Raw genomic sequence first — 20,855 nt, 5'->3', positions numbered from 1 at the left:
GCCTGCAGCAGCCCGGAATCCAGTTCGCCGCTATCGGGAGTACCTGCGCATGCCTCCACCACTACCGCTGCATCTGCCCAAAGAACCGCCATGGATGACTTGAACGCTTTCGCTACCGACGGGTATCGCCTGATGGACTCGCTTACCAGCGACCTCAACGACGACGGCCGGCCTGATGCGCTGCTGGTGCTGGACCCGCCTGCCGATGGCGACAAGAAACTCGGCCAGGGCACGCCACGCCGGGTGTTGATTGTCGTCCGCGGCGAAAGCGGTCAACTCCATGAGGCGGCGCGAAACGACAAGATCGTGCCATGCAGCGCCTGCGGTGGTTTGGCAGGCGACCCTTACGCCTTTACCCGCGTGGAACGCGGCCAGTTCACCATCAGCAATGGCGGAGGGAGCCGCGAACGCTGGAGCGACGACTACACCTTCACCTACTCCACCGAGCGCAAGGATTGGTTGTTGAGCAAGGTAACACGCAGTGTGAGCGACGAAGAAACAAACGCCCACAAAGCCATTGAACTGACGCCAAAGGATTTTGGAGACATCACCTTCAAGGACTTCGACCCAGGCAAATTGCCAAAGGTCGAACTGCCCTGAACCATGCGTCCCGGGAAGTGACGCATGTCCAGAAACGGCAAGGAATGCCGTTGACTCTGAACAAGCCAGACAGGAGCTTTATTCATGGCTATGGATCGTGAAACACAAGTGCTCAACGCTGCCGTGGCAGCCGGTATCACTTCGCCACGCGAGCTGGCGAACTTCATGGCGCAGACAACGCATGAGTCCCTTGGGCTGAATCGCCTGGAAGAAGGCTTTCGGTACACCAAGGGGATTGAACAGATTCCCGTCAGGGCAGCCTGGCGTCACGGAGCAGTCGAACTGGAACAAGCCCGCAAGGAAGCCTTGCAAGGCAAGCCAGAGCATCTGGCCGAGCTGATGTACGGCGGACGGAACGGCAATGATCATCCCGGCGATGGCTATGCCTATCACGGGCGTGGATACATCCAACTGACCGGCAAGGAGAACTATCGAGCCGCCGGTGAGGCCCTGCAACTGGATCTGGTGAAGCACCCCGAACTGGCATCCCAGCCCGAGAACGCCGCAAAGATCGCCGTGTGGTATTGGCAAAATCGCGTGCCGGAGTCTGCCCGCGACAACGTGCATGACGCCACGCTTGCTGTCAACGGCAAACTCAACGGCCTGAAGGATCGCGAAGCGCGCTTTCAGCAGTGGGAGCACAAGCTGACGCCCGAAGTCATGGAGCGCCTGACCACCGGGCAGGCGGGCCAGCCGCACCCATCTCGCGATGTTACGCACGCACGTGCCGCACCGCACGGTGAACAGACGCCGCAGCCCGAGCAACATCAGGATGTCCGGCGCCTGCAACGGCTGCTCAACGAACACGGCTACCGCGATGAGAACGGCCAACCCCTGAAAGTCGACGGCCACGTGGGCATGCGTACGCACCATGCCATCGAGGTGTTCCAGCGCGAGCAGCACCTGAAGGTCGATGGCGTCGCTGGACCGCTGACGCTGCAGCGACTGGAAGCTGTCGTGCAACAGTCGAAGCACGAAGCACCGCAGCTGAATCAGCCAGGCCACCCCGGCCATGCCATGTATGGCCAGGCCATCGACGCGGTGACCGCCCTGGACAAGCAGTACCAGCGCGCGCCGGACGAGCGCAGCGCCAACCTTGCGGCGGCCCTGACGACCGCGGCACGACAACAGGGCTTGTCCCGCATCGATCATGTGGTGCTGAGCGAAGACGGACAGCGAGCTTACGCCGTGCAGGGCGATCTGAATTCGCCGTTCAAGCGCATGGCCGAGGTATCCACACAGGAAGCAACCGCCACGCCCATCGCACGCAGCAGCGATGCATGGAACCTGGCCGCGCCTCCGTCCGTAGCAGTACCGGCGGAACCATCCCGGGATCAGGCCACGCGGCAGGCACTCTGATCAGGTCCACGCGCGGCGCGCTCGTGAATGGGAGCGCCGCGAAGGAGATTTCGAATATGACGACAACGACACGACGACGAAGCGACTTCGGAAGTCCCCTCTTCAGCAAAGCATTTCCGTTGTTCCTGGCCCTGACCTCTTCCGCCTGCGGTAGCCCCATGAAAACTCCCGACGTCAAGCAGAACCCGAATCCCAAGCAGCGCTACGAGATCACGCTGAAGATTCACGATGCGCCAGGTCCGTTCGATTCCGTCACGGCCAAGGTCGGATACCAGGTCGTTAATGGCGAGTGTGTCCCGCTTACGCCGGGCAGCGGCGCGACCATCGTCCCGCGTGAATACCTTCCGCTGGCACTCACTCGGGTGAGTGAAGACAGCTATAAGGCCACGCTGTATCTCGATCGCTTCCAGGATGAGGACTATTACGGCCTTGGCGTGTGCCACTGGGAGCTGATGTCGGCTGGTTTTGAATTGAAAGTCGGAGGAATGACCTTCCACCCGGCCATCATGCTCAAGGAGATCAAAGCTGGCGTTTCGCCGGTCCGATATTTCTCCAAACACACTTATGCCGATGCTTCGGATCCCGCTATCACTCCTTTCAGTGATAGCGGCAACGCCACGCGTGAGGAATTCAAGGATCCGGCCAACACGTTCTCTACGCAGGTGACTGCCGAGGAGAAGACGCCATGACAATCAGCACCGATGATTACGCACTTCTTGCGCAGGATTCATATAACAAGCCGGACCTGGACGTCCCATTCGACCTTGGTGGCGTAACATACAAACCGTTCTACTACGCCGACGCACCTTCTGGATTCCAGGCTACCGCCTATGAACGCGTGGACACCCACGAAATTGTCATCGCATTCCGCGGAACGGAGTTCGGACGCGAACCATTGAAGGACGGCGGAACCGATGCCGCCATGGTTCTCGCGGGTGTAAACGCCCAGACACCTGACGCGATTGCGTTCACCAAGCATGTGCTGGAAGAAGCGCAGAGCCGGCAAAGGGTGTCAGGCACGCCGGTTTCGATCACCGTAACCGGTCACTCCCTGGGAGGCACGTTGGCGGAGATCACGGCGTCGAAGTACGGCCTGAAGGGTGAGACCTTCAATGCCTACGGCGCGGCCGGGCTGCTTCAGGGTGTGCCTGAAGGCGGCCATCAGGTGATCGATCACGTGCGCGCCACGGACCTGGTCAGCGCGGCCAGCCCGCATTTTGGCGAAGTGCGCGTTTACGCCGCCCAGCAGGACATCGACACGCTCACCAAGGCGGGCTACCGCGACGACAGCACCTTGCTGAGCCCGCGCAATCCGTTCAAGGCCATCGACTTCGATGCGCATGCGATCGACAACTTTGTGCCCTCAAGCAAGCTGCTCGGCCAGTCGATTATCAACCCCGGCGCAGAGGCACTGTATCGCGAGCACCAGCAAATGATCGACCGGTATCGCCATGACGTGCTCGACCTGCGCACGGGCCTGTCGGCGAGCTGGGAGATTCCCAAAGCCATCGCCGACACTGGCGAAGCTGCAGGCAAGGCCATCGCCGACAAGGCCATCGAAGGATGGCATGCCGCCGAGCGCACCACGGCCCATGTCGCGCACGAAGCATCGGAAGCCCTCCAGAACGCCGGTCGTGCCGTGAAGCATGAAGTCATTCGCGACGTGGATGCTGTTGAACGGGCTGCGACCACGGCGGCGCATGCCGCCGAACGGGCTTATGAAAAGGCCAGCACGGCTGTGAAACATGAAGTGGTTCAAGGCGTGCATGCGGTTGAACATGCCGCCAAGGCAGCGATGACAGGCGCGGAGCATGCGCTGGACAACGCCAGAAAGGAAGTCACCCACGGCGTCGAAACTGCCGGCAAGGCGCTGCACGCCGCGGAACAGGCGGTGGGTGAGAAGGCCTCGAAGGTGTTCGACACCCTAAGCCACCCTGGCTCGTGGTTCGACAGCAAGCCCGCAGCGGAGAAGCCCAAGCTCAACGATGCCGCGCATCCGGATCACGCGCTGTTCCAGCAGGCGCGCGGGGCCGTACAGCAGCTCGATGCCTCGCACCAGCGTGCATCCGACCAGCGCAGCGACAACCTTGCGGCGGCACTGACCGTGGCGGCGCGGCAGAATGGCTTGAACCAGGTGCATCACGTGGTGCTCAGTGACGATGCCTCGCGCGCGTATGCGGTGGAGGGCGATCTCAAGTCGCCGTTCAAGCGCATCGCGCAGGTGGATACGGCGCAGGCCATGGGCACGTCGATCGAGACCAGCAGCGCGACGTGGGAGCAGCAGGCGCGGGACGGGCAATCGCTGGCGCAGAACGCTCACGCCCAGCAGTGGCAGCAGAGCCAGCAGTTGTCGGGACCGCAACAGGCCTGACACAGCCACGGTCAACGATGGACTCACCGGAACCCGGCGCGGAAGCGCCGGGACACGCTTCAGGAAGATGGCATGAGCAAGACCAAAGTGTATGTGGTTGTGGGACTGGCGCTGCTGGCGGTGATCGCCGGCGTGTACCTGTCCGGATTCCTCGCCCTTAAGTTTCTCGGCCTCGGCTCCGAGCCGGTGGCCTGGAACACCTACCTCAACTACGTGCGCGCGTTCGACCTGCCGCAGGTACAGCCTTACATCGGTCGCCTGCGCTGGGCGGGCTATCTCGGCTTTGGCGTGCCGGTGCTGTTGTGGCTGGTGTCGCTGTATCCGCTGTCGCGGCGCAAGAAGCCGTCGATGCACGGCGACGCCCGCTTCGCCCATGGTGGCGACCTGCGCAAGAAGGACATGCTCAAGGCCAGCGACAACGGCATCCTGGTGGGCAAGTACAAGGGCGATCTGGTGCGCCTGAGCGGTCAGCAGTTCGTGATACTCGCGGCGCCCACGCGCTCGGGCAAGGGCGTGGGCGTGGTGATTCCCAACCTGCTGGAGTATCGCGAGTCGGCGGTGGTGCTGGACATCAAGCAGGAGAACTTCGAGCTGACCAGCGGCTGGCGCGCCAGCCAGGGCCACGAGATCTACCTGTTCAATCCGTTCGCGGAGGATCGCCGCACGCACCGATGGAATCCGCTGAGCTACGTATCGAAGGATCCGGCCTTCCGCGTGTCGGACCTGATGAGCATCGCGGCCATGCTGTATCCGGACGGCTCCGATGACCAGAAGTTCTGGGTGAGCCAGGCGCGCAACGCGTTCATGGCCTTCACCCTGTACCTGTTCGAGAAGTGGGATGTCGATGAGCGCGAAGGCCTGCCGCAGTCGCTGCGCGTGAAGCCCACGCTGGGCAATGTGTACAGGCTCTCCTCCGGCGACGGCACGGACTTGCGCCAGCTGTATGGCAGCCTGGCGGCGCAGCCGTTCCTCAGCGGCAACGCGCAGTCGGCGTTCGCCAACCTGCTCTCGCAGGCCAACGAGACCTTCGCCTCGATCCTGGGCACCTTCAAGGAGCCGCTGAACGCGTGGATCAACCCGGTGCTGGACGAAGCCACCAGCGCGGACGACTTCCTGCTCACCGACGTGCGCAAGAAGAAGATGACGATCTACATCGGCATCCAGCCGAACAAGCTGGCCGAGAGCCGGTTGATCGTGAACCTGTTCTTCAGCCAGCTGATCAACCTCAATACCAAGGAACTGCCGCAGAACAACCCCGAGCTGAAGCATCAGTGCCTGCTGCTGATGGATGAGTTCACCTCCATCGGCAAGGTAGAGATCATCGCCACCGCCGTGGCGTATATGGCCGGCTACAACATCCGCCTGCTGCCCATCATCCAGAGCATGGCCCAGCTCGATGCGGCCTACGGCAAGGATATATCGCGCTCGCTCATCACCAACCATGCGCTGCAGATTGTCTACGCGCCACGCGAGCAGCAGGACGCCAACGACTACTCCGAGATGCTCGGCTACACCACCGTGCGCAAGGAGAACGTGACCAAGGGGCGCAACGACAAGTCGCGCAGCCAGACCGAGGAGCGCCGCGCCCTGATGCTGCCGCAGGAGCTCAAGGCCATGGGGCCGGACAAGGAAGTGTTCTTCTACGAAGGCATTCCCCACCCGGTGCTGTGCGACAAGATCCGCTACTACAACGACAAGTACTTCACCTCGCGCCTGCTGCCCAAGGTGGACATTCCCAAGCTGGCGATCTGATCCGCCCGCCTCCCGTTCGAGCCATCGAACGGGAGGCGACACGGAACGCGGAGTTTTCTCTACGGTTTCCCCATGCCTTTTGAGGCAGACTGCTGCGAACAGCCGCCACCGGCGGCATCGTTCGCGGGGACGCCATGGTTCGGGTGCTGATCAAGCTGGGCAAATGGACGGCCATCGTCGTCCTGGTCTTCCTCGTTTCTCTGTTGGGCATCCGTGCCTGGGATTCGCAGCAGGGCGATCCGCTGGCGCCGTGGCAGACCTTTGTCCCCGATGAACTGACACCCGCGCAGCTGGACGCCACCGACTGGCCCGGCTATCTGGCCGCCGAGCAGCGCGCGTTCGACGAGGTGAAGACGCAGATCACCGACAAGCTCGCGCCAGCCCAGCGGGTCAGCTCCAACCGGTATTTCGAAGGCGCGCCGATGTATCCCGGCCACTTCGCCCACGACTGGAACCGCTCGTATGTGCTGGAACCGGCGGGGAAGCCGGTGGGCGCGGTGGTGCTTATCCACGGCCTGACCGATTCGCCGTACAGCCTGCGCGATATCGCGGAGCTCTATCGCGCCCACGGCTTCGTCGCCATCGGCCTGCGCGTGCCCGGCCACGGCACCGTGCCGGCCGCGCTAACCAAGGTGGATTGGCCCGACTGGCTGGCCGCCACGCGGTTAGCCATGCGCGAAGCGCGCCGGCGCGTGGGGCCGGATGCGCCGATCCATATGGTGGGCTATTCGAACGGCGGCGCATTGGCCGTGAAGTACACGCTGGATGCCTGCGAGCATAACGAGCTGACCATGCCGACACGCCTGGTGCTGCTCTCGCCGATGATCGGCGTCACCCGCTTCGCGCGCTTTGCCGGTCTCGCCGGCCTGCCCGCCATGCTGCCGCGCTTCGCCAAGGCGGCGTGGCTGGACCTTCTGCCGGAGTACAACCCGTACAAGTACAACTCGTTCCCGGTGAACGCGGCGCGCCAGTCGTATCTGCTGACCGATGCGATCCGCAGCCAGATGCTGCGCATGGCGCACGACAAGCAGCTTTCGCGCCTGCCGCCGATCCTGGCCTTCCAGTCCGTGGTGGACGATACGGTGAGCGCCTCTGCGGTGATGCGCACGCTGTACGCCCACGTGCCGGCCAATGGCAGTGAGGTGGTGCTGTTCGACGTGAATCGCGATCACCGCTTCGATACCCTGCTCAAGGCAAGCTCGCTCACTGCGCTCGGCCGCATGTTGCCGGCGGGACCGCAGGCGTATCGCACCACCGTCATCACCAACGCCGCCGAGAACGACGACCACACCGTGGCGCGCACCACCGAGGCCGGCCAGACCACGGTGACCAGCACGCCGCTGCCCATGCTGTATCCGGACGACATCTTCTCGCTGTCGCACATCGCTCTGCCGTTTCCTTCGAACGATCCGCTGTACGGCACCGAACCCGACATGTCGGAGAACTTCGGCATCCGCCTGGGCACGGCAGCGCCGCGCGGCGAGCGTGGCGCGCTCATCCTCAATCTGAACGACATCCTGCGTGTCAGCTCCAACCCGTTCTATCCGTATATCCGCCAGCGCGTCGATGCCCTGCTGCCGGCTGAGGTCACGCCGCCGCCCGTGAAGATGGCGGCGCCGCAGGCCAACTGACGGGCGGCGATCGGCGCGGGAGAGTGGGATACTGGCGCCATGAATCTCCCCGACGCCCTGCTCAGCGCGCTGAGTGAACACTTTCCCGGCGACGCGATGGCCACCGGCATGGCCGAACGCCTCGCCTATGCCTACGACAACTCACGCCGCAACGCCCTGCCCGATGCCGTGGTGTTTCCCACCACGCATGAGCAGACGGAAGCGTTGGTGCGGGCCTGCCGCGAACACCGCGTGCCCTTGATCGGACGCGGGCGTGGCACCAACACCACCGGCGCCACGGTACCGGTGGAAGGTGGCGTGGTGGCGAGTTTCGAGCGGATGAACCGCATCCTGCGCATCGATCCGGACAACCGGCTCGCCGTGGTGGAACCCGGCGTACTCAACGGCGACCTGCAGCAGGCCTTGAAGCCGCATGGTTTCTTCTGGCCGCCGGATCCGTCGTCATCGCCCTGGTGCAGCATCGGCGGCAATCTGGCCTGCAACTCGGCGGGGCCGCGCACAGTGAAGTACGGCAGCCCCCGCGAGAACACGCTGGGCCTGCGCGCGGTGGCCGGCACGGGCGAAGGTTTCCGCTGCGGCACGTACACCAGCAAGGGCGCCACGGGCTATGACCTCACACGTCTGTTGATCGGCTCGGAAGGCACGCTGGCCTTGATCACCGAGGCCACGCTCAAGCTCACGCCCAAGCCCTCCGCGCTGCGCACGCTTCGCGCCACCTACCGCGACGTATCGGCCGCCGCGCGCGCCGTCGCGCGCATCATGGCGCAGCCGGTGACGCCGTGCGCGCTGGAATTCATCGATGATGTCGCGCTGAAACTTGCGCGCAACTACGGTGGCGAGGGCGTGCCGCTGGCGGGCGCGATGCTGATGATCGAAGTGGACGGCGAACCGGAAACGCTGCCCAGCGCTGTGGACGCCGTGTCGCGCGCCGCGCGCGGCGACGGGCTGGAAGACCTGCGCGTCGCGGAAACCGCCGAGGAAACGCAGGCCCTGTGGTCCGCACGCAAGGCGCTCTCGCCTGCGCAGCGCACCATCTCACCGAACAAGATCAACGAGGACGTGGTGGTTCCCGTCAGTCATCTGCCGGAGCTGGTCGATGGCATCAAGGCGCTCGCGAAGAAGCACGATGTGCTGATCGTCAGCTTCGGCCATGCCGGCAACGGCAACCTGCACGTGAACCTGCTGCCGCGCGACGACGCAGAGCGCGAGCGCTCGCACGCCTGTCTCGCGGAGATCTTCGCGCTGGTGATTTCGCTCGAAGGCACGCTGTCCGGCGAACACGGCATCGGGCTGGTCAAGAAGGAGTTCATGCCTCTCGCGCTGCAGCCATCCACGCTGCATCTGATGCGCGGCGTGAAGGCGGCGTTCGATCCGCAGGGCATTCTCAATCCGGGCAAGTTGCTGCCCTGATGCGCGCCGTATCAGCATCGTAGAGCGTAGGGCCGCCCACGCGGCCCACGCCTGTTTCCACTCAGCGATGCGGCCCCTCGACCGCGGGCTGCAACACATTCATCGCCGGCTGCTGCGCCTCGGGCGTTGGCTTGGCAGCCTGCGCAACGGCTTCCGAACTCTGCGCCACCGGCGTATGGACGGCCTGGGCCACGTCCACGGGCGCCATCTGCTTGAACGGCGAATTCAGGCTGCCCTGCACGCCCCAGGCCTGACGCCCGTCGTCGCTCATCACGACGTGATCGATTTTCGACAAACCCTTGCCGTGCGCAGCGGCAGCCAGTGCGGCGGCCAGGTTCTCGCTGTGCTGGTCGGACGGTCTTCCCTGCTGCTGGTCGATCTTGCGAACGCCCGACATGGCCTGCTGGAACAAGGCGTGCTGCGCGTGGGCAGGATCGTTCAATGGCGTTGCCTTCGCCGGCGTGTCCTGCGCATGCAGGCGGACCTGATTGTCGAGCTGGCGCCGGGTCAGCGGGCCGGCGATGCCATCGGGCGTCAGATGATGATCGCGCTGGAAGGCCTCCACCGCGCCTCGCGTGACCGGCCCGTAATGGCCGTCCGAACGCAGGCTGCCCTTGGGCTCGCCGGTATAACCGAGCTTGCCCAGTTGTTCCTGCAACGCGCGTACGTCGCTGCCATGCGCGCCCTCCTTCAGCACATCTGATGCGTGCGGTGCGTGCGAAGGCGCAACGCGCGCATGTTCCGGAACATGCGTTGGCGATGGCTGCGACAGGGAAGCGGCGGGCGTCTGTCCCGGCGCGACATGGCGGATGTCTTCCGCATAACGCTCGTAGCGGCTCATCTGCTGCCCCATCCGCTGATAGGCGGCCTCGACGGTACCGCTGCCGTCGCCATAAAGCCCCGGGTTGCGCTTGATGACGTTGGCCGAGAGCACCGCGTCCACACGCTCGTTGGGATGCTCGCGCACGGCCTTCAGGAACGCCGCGCCTCCCGCGCCGCCCAGGTTGTGCAAGGCGTACACGTTCGCGTCCGCATCCTGCCCGCCCAGCCAAGCGCCCTTGACGACGTTCTCGCGGGTGAACTCCGCCAGCATGCCTGCCTGCAGCGCCGTGTCGTTGCGCAAGGCGGGTGCATTGGCCTGCGCTACGGTGAGGTGGCGGGCGTCGGCCACGCCGTACTTTTCGCCGTACTGGCGCACCATGCCGGCCCAGGTGTCGTTGGTGAACTGGCCGTAGCCATACGCCGAGGACATCGCCTTGACGCCGTCGAACTGCGTCACCGAATTCAATTCCGCATGCTTGTGCCCTGCGATGGGACGCGCATGCGGGTTGTACTGCGATTCGAAGCCGGCGATCTTGGCCAGCACGCCGGGATCGACACCCGCCCGGGCGGCGGCGTTGGCCAGATCCTGCCTGGCGGTTTCCCAACGTTCGTCGGTGGTGTTTGACATGTCTTCGTCCTTGAATAGTCAATGATGTGCGAGGCTTTCGCGCTCAGTCGCCGGCAGGCAACACGTAGGCGAATGCCTTGGGATCGAACTTCACCTGGAATGACTTGACCGTCGCGCCACCCTTGGACTTGGTCACATTAAGAGGAAACATCCCCGCGCCGGCGGAAGCCACCTTGACGTCGTACTGGACGTCCTGCGCGGCTTCCCTGACCTGCGGGATCTTGCTGACGTCAACGAAGCCGCCCTTGTGCGCCATCACGATGTTGTAGTCGGCCACGACCGTCCCCTGGAATACGCCACCGCTGGTGAACAGCCAGCCGTAGTCGCTCTGCTGGCTCAGTTGCACGAACTCGGCCTTGTTGCAGCCGCAATAGCCGTTGGAGCCGAACTCCAGGGCGTTGTCGAGCGACTGGTAGGTCCACTGCCCCTTCGCATCGATCTTGATCGCGAAGGCGCCCATCAGGCCCGGGTCGACATGCCCGTAGCTGTAGCGATCGTCGTCGTGGATGTCGTAGCGGTTGGCCGCATAGACGTAGAGCAGCTTGCCCTTGGCGGTATCCACCACCTGCGGCTTGCCCGCGCTCATGCAGTAGGTCAGCGCATTGCCCTGCTCGGAGGTGTGCGCGAAGGTCCAGCAGGCGTGCTTGCTGTCGTATTGGTTGCCGTATTGATCGTCCATCACCGCCTTGACGATGGCGTTCACGTCGGGGGACGGGGCGTCGGCACGGGCAACGGCAACGTGGCCGGCCAACAGTAGCGACAAGGCGAGCACGCCTGCGATCGCTGTTTTCTCCATGAGCATCTCCATGCTTGATGCGGCCACGCCCCCTGCACGGTCCGGTGCGGCGACACCGCACCGGCCGAGTGTACATGGCCTTTCCGCACCAAAATCGCGACGCAGGTCGAACCCGGCGCCCTCGTTCATGGGCAATCCATGCTTCTCCAGGCCAACGCTCAGACGGCGCGCCGGGCGAAGATCAGGTGCAGGCCGAAGGCCACGAACACGGCTCCGGCGAAGCCGTCGATCCAGCGCGAGAGCTTCAAATAGCCCCGGCGCATGGCCGGCAAGGCGAACACGCCGGCCACCAGGGTGAACCACAACAGGGTTTCCACGATCACCAGCGTCCACAGCCCCCAACGGGTGGCGGCATCCACGCGGTCCCCCAGGAAGGCGGAAAACACGCTGCCGAAATAGATCACCACCTTGGGATTGGACAGGTTGGTGAGCAGGCCGGCACGCAAGGTGGCCCAGTCGCTCTGCTGCAGGGCCTGCGCGGGCTCGCCCGTCGTGGCGGGCGCCTTGAGCGCGCCACGCAGCATCTTCACGCCCATCCACACCAGGTAGAGCCCGCCGGCGACGGCGATCAGCCGCTCCAGCCAGGCCAGCCGCTGCAGCACCAGCTGCAGGCCCGCCAGCGCCAGCGCCGACCACACCACCACGCCCAGCGTGATGCCGACGACGCCGAACATGGCCTGCCGCCGCGAACGGCTCACCGCCGTCTGCGACACGAAGAAGAAATCCGGCCCCGGGCTGGACAGGGCTACCAGATGCACCAGGGCGATGGTCAGGAACAGGCTCACGAGGGTCTCCCGGGAAAGTCGAACCGCCCCATTCGCGGCGACGCAGCTTGTCGCCACCGCGGCGGTCCTCTAGTCTGCCGCTATTTTGGCACGGTACTGGGCTGTTCCAGGCCGTTTGCAGGGGATCTTCGGCTCGCCCCGCCAGGCCCGGCCCATACCCGGCCTGTGGCAGCAGCGCGCCTCCCCTTCGTCCACCACCGCTTGAAGCACACGAATACGCTGATGAACCTGCGACTGCGCCTGACCGCCATGAACTTCCTGCAATTCTATGTATGGGGGTCGTGGCTCATCACCATCGGTGCGTACTGGTTCCAGACCAAGCACTGGTCGGGCGCGCAGTTCGGCGCGATCTTCTCGACCATGGGCATCGCCTCGCTGTTCATGCCGTCCATCGCGGGCGTGATCGCGGACAAGTACATCAACGCGGAGAAGCTCTACGGCATCTTCCACATCTGCGGCGCGGCGGTGCTGTGCGCGGTGCCGATGATCCAGTCGCCCGGCCTGATGTTCTGGGTGATGCTGCTCAACATGATGTTCTACATGCCGACCATCTCGCTCTCCATCGCGGTGGCATACAACGCGCTCAAGAGCGATGGCAAGGACGTGGTGCGCGACTATCCGCCGATCCGCGTGTGGGGCACCGTGGGCTTCATCGCCGCGCTGTGGACGGTGAGCCTGCTGCGCCTGGAAACCTCCTCGGGCCAGTTCTACGTGGCCGCCGGCGCCGCGCTGGCGCTGGGCCTGTACGCGTTCACGCTGCCGCCCTGCCCGCCGCGCTTCCAGCGCAGGGACAACCACTCGTGGCTGGATACCTTCGGCCTGACCTCGTTCAAGCTGTTCCGCGATGCGCGCATGGCGGTGTTCTTCCTGTTCGCCATGCTGCTGGGCGCGTCGCTGCAGCTCACCAATGCCTACGGCGATACCTTCCTGCACGACTTCGCGCAGATGGATGCCTACAAGGACCTGATGGCGGTGAAGTACCCGGCAATCATCATGTCCATCTCGCAGATTTCCGAAACGCTGTTCATCCTGGCCATTCCGTTCTTCCTGCGCCGCTTCGGCATCAAGACGGTGATGCTGATCAGCATGCTGGCGTGGACGCTGCGCTTTGGCCTGTTCGCCTATGGCAACCCGGGCCCGGGGCTGTGGATGATCGTGCTGTCGTGCATCGTGTACGGCATGGCGTTCGACTTCTTCAACATCTCCGGCTCGCTGTTCGTGGAAGGCCAGAGCGATCCGTCGATCCGCGCCAGCGCGCAGGGCCTGTTCATGCTGATGACCAACGGCATCGGCGCGGTGCTGGGCAGCTCGATCAGCGGCCTGGTGATCGAGGCGTTCTTCACCCACCCGGACCAGAGCAAGGACTGGCACGGCATCTGGATGACCTTCGCGAGCTATTCGCTGATCGTGGCCGTGCTGTTCATGGTGCTGTTCAAGCACAAGCACGACCCGCAGGCCGCGCGTGCGCTGGCCGCCAAGGCCGCGCACTAGGCCTTTCCACGGGCGTTCCGCCGCCCGGGTACAATAGGCGGATGCAGATCGGCCCCTACCGCATCGACCCGCCCGTGGTGCTCGCGCCCATGGCCGGCGTCACCGACAAGCCTTTTCGCCTGCTGTGCAAACGGCTGGGCGCGGGTTTGGCCGTCTCGGAGATGACCAACGCCGATCCGCGCCTGTGGCAGACGCGCAAGTCCCGCCAGCGCATGGATCACGATGGCGAGCCCGAGCCGGTGAGCGTGCAGATCGCCGGCTACGACCCCGGCATGCTGGCCGAGGCCGCGCGCTACAACGCGGACAACGGCGCGCAGATCATCGACATCAACATGGGCTGCCCGGCCAAGAAGGTCTGCAACGTGTGGTCCGGCTCGGCACTATTGCAGGACGAGCCGCTGGTCGCGCGCATCGTGAAGGCCGTGGTCGATGCCGTGGACGTGCCCGTGACGCTGAAGATCCGCACCGGCTGGGATCGCCAGAACAGGAACGCGCTGACCATCGCGAAGATCGCCGAGGACGCCGGCATCGCCGCGCTCGCCGTGCACGGCCGCACGCGCGCGGACAAGTACGAGGGCGAAGCGGAATACGACACCATCGCCGCGGTGAAGGCCAGCGTGCGCATTCCGATTCTCGCCAACGGCGACGTGGTCTCGCCGCAGCAGGCGAAGCACGTGCTCGACGTCACCGGCGCCGACGCCGTGATGGTCGGCCGCGGCGCACAAGGCCGGCCGTGGATCTTCCGCGAGATCAGCCATTACCTCGCCACCGGCGAAACCTTGCCGGAACCCACGCCCGCCGAAGTGGGCGAGATCCTCGTGCATCACCTGGAACATCTCTACGCGTTCTACGGCGAGCTGCAAGGCGTGCGCATCGCGCGCAAGCACCTGGGCTGGTACGCGAAGGATCGTGCGGAAAACGCCGCGTTCCGCGACGTAGTGAACCGCGCCGAGAACGCCCAGGACCAGCTGCGCCTGACGCGCGAATATTTCGACCGCCTGCAGCAAGGCGTGCGCCTCGCGGCCTGAGGGGCAACCCCGAGCCGCCCGATGGCGACCCGGGGAACAACGATTACCTGGACAACTGCAGCAAGGTGGAATTGATCCAACCCTTGTTGCCCAACTCGTCTTCCACTTCCCACATGGCGCCCTGCTTGTTGCCTGTCGGATACAGCACCATGCCAACGGTGACATTACGCACAGCGGACCCGCCACCAGGACTGTTCAGCAGCTTGCCGGGCGTCGTCACAGTCACCGCCTGGCGGGCGTTGGATTGCGACGCATTTCCGGACAGGCCACCCAACTGCGACACCATCTTGGTATAGGCGTCCAGATAGGCCAGGGTGATCACCTGACCGATCTCCGTATTGGCATAACCGCCCACGCCTGCGGCACCCAAGGCGCTGCCACCGAACAGCGCGCCGCCGGCGCCGAAGCCCAAGTCGGTTTTCTTGGCATTGCCTTCCACCATCGCGACCTGCTCGGAAGAACGCACGTCCGTCAGCGTCAGGACCACATCGGCTGTCTTGGAGTTAAGCGTGATCTTGCTCGCCACCGCCCCTGCGGTGCCTCCGATAAGGCCACCAAAGAGGCCGCCGATGGCGCTTCCACTGGCATTCCGGTTGCTGGAAATCAGATCAGGTACCAGCACGTAGTCGGCGGCCTTCACCTGCCCCTTGCCGAGGTTGGAACCACCCCTCAACTCGCCGCCGGCGGCCAACTCGCGTTCACGCATGGCCGCATCCATGCCGGCACCGCGATCGACGAGGGTGAAACAACCAGACTTGCTTACGAACACCTTGATCAACCGGGTGGGCGCGGGCAACTGCTGCCCCGTCTACCAGTTCGTCGCTGCCTCGGGCTCCTGCACGGCGATTGAGCCCAGCTTGTGCGTGCACACGGGAATCTGTGCTTCCTTCTGGACCCGCTGGTCCTGGGCGCTTGTGCGCGAGTCTTTGATATCCGCAGCGGTTGTAGCGCAGCCTCCAACCGCGATAACCGTACCGCAGAGAGCCACGGCACCGATGTGGCGCTTCCAGCGACTGTTCATTCAAACTCCCCTTCGTATCTGGTCGAGCCCCTTTCAACAAACCCGACCACCGGCCGGTGGCGGGATCACCCGCATATGGGCAACGTGGCCGCGGTGTCGAGGTCTCGTGTAACACTGGCCACATCCCGACAAGGTTGCAGGAGGGACAGCAGCCCTGGATACATCTGTAGGATGTTATTTACGTCAGCGAAATCCGCTCAATTTGCTGACTCGTTCGAACCGACTCGAACACGGAAGTTATGGCGCGCGATGCGGACAGATCAGATTGCCAATCGCTCATGGCATTTGCACCCAATAACTGCTAAGGGGCATACGAAGCCCCTCGCAGCCAGCACACTGAAGCCGGTTGCAGGGTCGAGAGCCGCGTAGCGCGCCATGCATGTGTTGCGATCAGCGCCAGTTACCGCGCAGATGAACGCCGGCTCGTGCCCATCACATAGACTCGTGACCAACGCATGCCGCATACATTGCGCAACGCTTCGGGGCATTATGTCGCAACTGCCGCCACGTCGATTCCCATGCGCTTGTCGCTCTCGCACCGGCTAAAGCCATCAAGGAGATGGAGCTGCTCCCTTCTGCTTGTCGCGTCGCTATTGGGCGGCTGCGAAGCCACGCTGTTCGCCGGGCTCAACGCCACCGACCAACATCGCGCCATCGCCACCCGGCAAGACATCGTGTTCGACGCGGAGCACCGACTCGCGCTTGACGTCTACGCACCGGAGCACGCGGCGCACGCGCCCGTGGTGGTGTTCTTCTACGGCGGCACCTGGGTGCGTGGCGAACGCGCGTGGTATCGCTTCGTGGGCACAGCTCTCGCCGCGCGCGGCGTGGTGACGGTGGTGCCGGATTACCGCAAATATCCCGGCGTTACGCTGGACGGCTTCATGCAGGACGCCGCCCGTGCCGTGGCCTGGACGCACGCGCACGCCACCGAACTGGGCGGCGCACCGGATGATATCTTCGTCATGGGCCACTCGGCCGGTGGGCAGATCGCCGCCCTGCTCGCCACCGATCCGGAATGGCTGGGCGCGCAGGGGCTTGCGCCTGCGCAGTTGGCCGGCCTGATCGGCCTCGCGGGCTGTTACGACTTCGTGCCGGTGCCGCAGGACGATCCCATCATGCTCGGCGTGTTCGGCGCGACGCCCGCGCAGCAACGGCGCGGCCAGCCGGTGTCCTACGTGCGCGGCGCCGAGCCGCCCATGCTGTTGCTGCAGGGCACGGACGACGGCGAGGTCGAGCCTTCCAACGCGATCTCGCTCTATCGGGCCACGCAGGCGCTGCATGAGGACAGCACGCTGCGCACCTATCCCGGCCTGGGGCACGAAGCGCTGCTGTTCGCCCTGTCGCGCCCGATGCACGACGCCGCGCCAACCTTGCATGACGTGCTGTCCTTCATCCAGTCGCACCCGCATGCCCTGAGCCAGGCGCCGACCTTCCCTAGACGGTGACCGGCGTAACGTGGCAGCCAGCACTCGCCAACCTAAGGGCTGCCGCCGTGAACAGCATCGTCACGGGTGAATTCCCCTATATCCACGGCTTCTCGTCCGAAGAGCAGTCGCGGCTGATGCGCCAGGCGCGCATGTTCGAGTCCATCCTGTTCAGCCGCATCGACTACAGCGAAGCCACGCGCCTGCTCGAGGTGGGCTCTGGCGTCGGCGCGCAGACGGAGATCCTGCTGCGCCGCTTTCCCAACCTGCACGTGACCGGCGTGGACCGCTCCCCCGCGCAGCTGGCTGCGGCGGAGCAGAATCTCGCCTCCACCGCCTGGTGCACGGCGCGCTATGACCTGCAACTGGCCGACGCCACCGACCTGCCCTTTGCCGACCGCAGCTTCGACGCGGCCTACCTGTGCTGGGTGCTGGAACACATGCCGAGCCCGGCGCGGGTGCTGAGCGAGTTGCGGCGCGTGCTGAGTCCCGGCGCGGTGATCTACGTCACCGAGGTGCTCAATGCCTCGTTCTTTCTCGATCCGTATTCACCCAACCTGCTGCGCTACTGGATGGCCTTCAACGATCATCAGTACGACAGCGGCGGCGATCCGTTCATCGGCGCCAAGCTGGGCAACCTTCTGCTGGCCGGCGGCTACAGCGACGTGCAGACCGAGGTGAAGAACTTCCACCTGGACAACCGCCAGCCGGGCAAGCGCAAGCAAATGATCGAGTTCTGGGAAGAACTGCTGCTGTCGGCGGCCGACCAACTGGTGGCCGCCGGCCAGGTGGACACCGCCACCGTCGAAGGCATGCGACGCGAACTGCAGGCCGTGCGCAATGACCCCAACGCGGTGTTCTTCTTCGCCTTCGTGCAGGCGCGGGCGCTGGTTTACTGAGCGGGCCGGGTGACGAAGCCGTAATCCGCCAGCACCGGCTTGAGCGCGGCGATCCACAGCGCATAGCCGGCCGGCAGCATGTGCAGGCCGTCGGGGCGGAACAGCTCCGCACGCGGCTTGCCCTGGGCGTTAAGCATCACGGGCGCGATGTCGACGAAGCGCACGCCCTGCTGCGTGGCGGCCCAGTCGCGGATCTTGTCGTTGGCCGCCTTCATGCTCGGCCACAGGTTGAAGCGGGCGATGCTCGGCTTGATGGAGACGTAGACGATGGGCACGCCGGGCACGCCTTCGCGGGCGCGGGCCACGAACTTCTGGAACGAGGCCAGCACCTGCTCCGCCGTGGCGCCATCGTTGATGTCGTTGTCGCCGGCATACATCACGATCAGTTTTGGCTGGTACGGCCAGACGATGCGGTCGGCGTAATAGGTGGAATCGGGCAGCGCCGAGCCGCCGAAACCGCGGTTGATCACCGGGATGCCGGGAAAGTCCTGCGCGAGCGACTTCCAGAACTGGATGGACGAGCTGCCGATGAACAGCACGCCATGCTTGGCCGGAGGATGGATGCGGTCGCTGGCCTCGAAGGCGGCGATGTCCGGCTGCCAGTGCGAGGGCGGCGCGCTGTCCGCGTGGGTGATGGCTGAAACCACCAGGGAGATCAGCAGGAAGGCCAGCCCGGTCAGTCGCTTCATCCGCTCGCTCCAGTAGAGATGGGGAGCTTTCGATTATGGCTGTCTTGGCAGGTATGTCCAACGCCGACCCCGCCAGCCCTCCGTTCGTCCCCCAACGGGTGCCGTTCATCACCTTGCGCTTGTTCCGGCGCCGGCTCCGTCCAGAGTGACGTCATCACGTCCAGCCCAGGAATCCGCCATGCATCGCCGCGATCTGCTCAAGGCCGCCCTTACGCTTCCGCTGCTGCCGTGGGCGCTGTCGCCCACCGTGGCCCGCGCGCTGGACGCCGGCCCGGCGGCCGCCGGGCTTCGTTCACGGGTGCGGCCGGGCGATCCCGGCTGGCCGACGTCGGCGCAATGGGAGCAGCTCAAGAACGCGGTGGGCGGCCGGCTGCAGGCGCTGCACTCGCCGTTCCAGGCCTGCAGCGCGCAGAACGCCGAATGCCAGGAGGCGCTCGCGCAGATCAAGAACCCGTTCTATATCGGCGACCAGCCGGCGCTCACCCAGACCAGCGGCTGGGTCGATGCGTGGACATCGCATCCCAGCGCCTACGCGGTGGCCGTGGAGAACACCCAGGATGTCGTCGCCGCCGTGAACTTCGCCCGCAAGCACCATCTGCGGCTGGTGGTCAAAGGCGGCGGCCACAGCTACCAGGGCACGTCGGCCGCGCCGGACTCGCTGCTGGTCTGGACGCGCCACATGAATGCGGTGGACCCGCACGACGCCTTCGTCCCGCAAGGCGGCGAAGGCCGGCAGGCGCCGGTGCCCGCCGTCTCGGTGCAAGCCGGCGCGATGTGGATCGACGCCTACAACGCCGTCACCACGCAGGGCGGGCGCTATGTGCAGGGCGGCGGCTGCACCACCGTGGGCGTGGCTGGGCTGGTGCAAAGCGGCGGTTTCGGCAGCTTCTCCAAGAACTTCGGCAGCGCGTCGAGCAACCTGCTGGAAGCGGAAATCGTGACGGCGGATGGCAAGGTGCGCGTGGTCAATCCGCACCGGGATCCGGAGTTGTTCTGGGGCATCAAGGGCGGTGGCGGCGGCAGCCTGGGCGTGGTGACACGACTGACGCTGCGCACGCACGAGCTGCCGGAGACCTTCGGCGCGGTGTTCGGCGCGATCAAGGCCGACACCGACGAGGCCTATCGCGCGCTGATCGCCTTCACCATGCGCTTCTATCGCGACGCCCTGTTCAATCCGCACTGGGGCGAGCAGATCACGTTCCGCGGCGGCAACCTGGTGAAGCTGTCGCTGGTGTTCCAGGGCCTCAGCCAGCAGGAGGCGGAGAAAGTCTGGGCGCCCTATCTCGCCGCCGTGCGCGCCCGCTCCGACTGGCACATCCACGATGACGTGCAGGTATTCGCCATGCCTGCCCGCCACTTCTGGGATGCGGACTTTTTCCGCGCCCACGCGCCTGATCTCATCCGGGCCGACCGCCGCCCCGGCGCGCCGCGCGACCATGTGTTCTGGGCCGGCGACGAGGGACAGGTCGGGCAGTTTATCCATGGCTACCGTTCCGCGTGGCTGCCGCAGTCCCTGCTGGACGAGCGGCAGCTCGACCGGCTGGCCGATGCGCTGTTCGCCGCCGTGCGCCAGTGGGATTTCTCGCTGCACTTCAACAAGGGGCTGGCCGGCGCGCCGGCCGAGGCCATCGCGCGATCGCGCGACACGGCGATGAACCCCGGCGCGATGGGCGCCTTCGCGCTGATGATCACCGGCGGCGAGAGCGACCCGGCCTTTCCCGGCATGCCCGGCGACGGGCCGGACCTGGACCGCGCGCGCCACGATAAGGCCGGCATCGACCGCTGCGCGGATGCCTTGCTGAAGGTGGCGCCGGGCGCCGGCTCCTACGTCTCCGAAAGCGACTACTTCGAGCGCGACTGGCAGGCCTCGTTCTGGGGTGCCAACTATCCGCGGCTGGCCGCCGCCAAGCGCCGCTACGACCCGGAAGGCCTGTTCTTCGTCCGCCACGGCGTGGGCAGCGAGGGCTGGAGCGACGATGGTTTCACCCGCCTGCGGCAAAACGCCTGACGCCCGGCTCGCCCGGCCCATCCACCGCCCCCGCGACACCCTTGGGGTATCCTGACCGCTCGCGCCGCCGCCCACCGGGCGGCTTTGGCGTATCCGGGCTGACCCCGGGAAAGGGCCGCAAAGCCGTCCAAATGGCTG

16 protein-coding genes and 2 pseudogenes are annotated in these 20,855 nt (G+C 65.2%); 13 read left to right on the top strand and 5 right to left on the bottom strand.

The genetic code is table 11. The features are described from left to right. Positions 1-132 precede the first annotated feature (132 nt). The 8 genes and pseudogenes from BDW41_RS07680 to BDW41_RS07650 all read left to right on the top strand — a co-directional run bounded on the left by BDW41_RS07680 (position 133) and on the right by BDW41_RS07650 (position 9,123). Positions 133-600, top strand: a complete 468-nt coding sequence (locus tag BDW41_RS07680; RefSeq protein WP_343125757.1) for a hypothetical protein — start codon at positions 133-135, stop codon at positions 598-600. 84 nt (positions 601-684) lie between these two features. Then, positions 685-1,536, top strand: a pseudogene (locus BDW41_RS23920) (peptidoglycan-binding protein); the annotation flags it as partial. 21 nt (positions 1,537-1,557) lie between these two features. Beyond that, on the top strand, positions 1,558-1,959 hold the full coding sequence (locus tag BDW41_RS23915) for an XVIPCD domain-containing protein (RefSeq protein WP_343125756.1): 402 nt from the start codon (positions 1,558-1,560) through the stop codon (positions 1,957-1,959). A gap of 158 nt (positions 1,960-2,117) precedes the next feature. Further along, positions 2,118-2,648, top strand: a complete 531-nt coding sequence (locus BDW41_RS07670) for a hypothetical protein (protein WP_146217323.1) — start codon at positions 2,118-2,120, stop codon at positions 2,646-2,648. Next, positions 2,645-4,330, top strand: a complete 1,686-nt coding sequence (locus BDW41_RS07665; RefSeq protein WP_074545815.1) for an XVIPCD domain-containing protein — start codon at positions 2,645-2,647, stop codon at positions 4,328-4,330. Before BDW41_RS07670 ends, BDW41_RS07665 begins: the two co-directional genes overlap by 4 nt. Positions 4,331-4,402: 72 nt before the next feature. Beyond that, positions 4,403-6,082, top strand: a complete 1,680-nt coding sequence (locus BDW41_RS07660; RefSeq protein WP_074545819.1) for a type IV secretory system conjugative DNA transfer family protein — start codon at positions 4,403-4,405, stop codon at positions 6,080-6,082. A 134-nt stretch (positions 6,083-6,216) separates the two neighbouring features. Then, positions 6,217-7,713 (top strand): alpha/beta hydrolase, encoded by a 1,497-nt coding sequence (locus BDW41_RS07655; RefSeq protein WP_074545823.1) that lies wholly within the window; start codon positions 6,217-6,219, stop codon positions 7,711-7,713. A gap of 39 nt (positions 7,714-7,752) precedes the next feature. Then, positions 7,753-9,123 carry an FAD-linked oxidase C-terminal domain-containing protein gene (locus tag BDW41_RS07650; RefSeq protein ID WP_074545826.1) on the top strand — a complete coding sequence of 457 codons (1,371 nt, stop codon included), beginning with the start codon at positions 7,753-7,755 and terminating at the stop codon, positions 9,121-9,123. A 61-nt stretch (positions 9,124-9,184) separates the two neighbouring features. On the opposite strand, the gene BDW41_RS07645 is transcribed toward BDW41_RS07650, so the two are convergent. The 3 genes from BDW41_RS07645 to rhtC form a co-directional block, all read right to left on the bottom strand. Next, the gene (locus BDW41_RS07645; protein ID WP_083337456.1) at positions 9,185-10,573 is read right to left on the bottom strand and encodes an XVIPCD domain-containing protein; all 1,389 of its coding nucleotides are present in this window, start codon (positions 10,571-10,573) and stop codon (positions 9,185-9,187) included. Between the two features lie 43 nt (positions 10,574-10,616). Beyond that, complete coding sequence (locus tag BDW41_RS07640) at positions 10,617-11,369, bottom strand: hypothetical protein (protein WP_074545830.1); 753 nt, start codon at positions 11,367-11,369, stop codon at positions 10,617-10,619. Between the two features lie 158 nt (positions 11,370-11,527). After that, positions 11,528-12,154 carry a threonine export protein RhtC gene (gene rhtC / locus BDW41_RS07635; RefSeq protein ID WP_074545834.1) on the bottom strand — a complete coding sequence of 209 codons (627 nt, stop codon included), beginning with the start codon at positions 12,152-12,154 and terminating at the stop codon, positions 11,528-11,530. Positions 12,155-12,376: 222 nt separating this feature from the next. Between rhtC and BDW41_RS07630 the strand changes: the two genes are divergently transcribed. Continuing rightward, positions 12,377-13,645: a nucleoside permease gene (locus BDW41_RS07630; protein ID WP_074545836.1), complete on the top strand. Its 1,269-nt coding sequence runs from the start codon at positions 12,377-12,379 to the stop codon at positions 13,643-13,645. Between the two features lie 41 nt (positions 13,646-13,686). Then, positions 13,687-14,673 (top strand): tRNA dihydrouridine synthase DusB, encoded by a 987-nt coding sequence (dusB, locus tag BDW41_RS07625; protein WP_074545839.1) that lies wholly within the window; start codon positions 13,687-13,689, stop codon positions 14,671-14,673. Between the two features lie 43 nt (positions 14,674-14,716). Here the strand turns inward: dusB and BDW41_RS07620 are convergent. Then, a pseudogene (locus tag BDW41_RS07620) lies at positions 14,717-15,694 on the bottom strand (CsgG/HfaB family protein). A 593-nt stretch (positions 15,695-16,287) separates the two neighbouring features. Here BDW41_RS07620 and BDW41_RS07615 point away from each other — a divergent pair. Both BDW41_RS07615 and BDW41_RS07610 read left to right on the top strand, forming a co-directional pair. Continuing rightward, on the top strand, positions 16,288-17,142 hold the full coding sequence (locus BDW41_RS07615; RefSeq protein ID WP_233496803.1) for an alpha/beta hydrolase: 855 nt from the start codon (positions 16,288-16,290) through the stop codon (positions 17,140-17,142). A gap of 56 nt (positions 17,143-17,198) precedes the next feature. After that, positions 17,199-18,020 carry a class I SAM-dependent methyltransferase gene (locus BDW41_RS07610; RefSeq protein WP_074546379.1) on the top strand — a complete coding sequence of 274 codons (822 nt, stop codon included), beginning with the start codon at positions 17,199-17,201 and terminating at the stop codon, positions 18,018-18,020. Here the strand turns inward: BDW41_RS07610 and BDW41_RS07605 are convergent. Next, positions 18,014-18,709, bottom strand: a complete 696-nt coding sequence (locus BDW41_RS07605) for an SGNH/GDSL hydrolase family protein (protein WP_074545846.1) — start codon at positions 18,707-18,709, stop codon at positions 18,014-18,016. The two genes, BDW41_RS07610 and BDW41_RS07605, sit on opposite strands and share 7 nt — an antisense overlap. A gap of 178 nt (positions 18,710-18,887) precedes the next feature. On the opposite strand from BDW41_RS07605, the gene BDW41_RS07600 reads away from it, so the two are divergent. Beyond that, positions 18,888-20,717, top strand: coding sequence for an FAD-binding oxidoreductase (locus tag BDW41_RS07600; RefSeq protein WP_074545849.1), 1,830 nt, complete (start codon positions 18,888-18,890; stop codon positions 20,715-20,717). Positions 20,718-20,855 lie beyond the last annotated feature (138 nt).

This window comes from Dyella sp. AtDHG13 (assembly GCF_003201105.1).
Taxonomy (GTDB): Bacteria; Pseudomonadota; Gammaproteobacteria; order Xanthomonadales; family Rhodanobacteraceae; genus Dyella; species Dyella jiangningensis_B.
The sequence above is the reverse complement of the archived record's forward strand: the minus strand, read 5'-3'. Positions and strand labels throughout refer to the sequence as shown.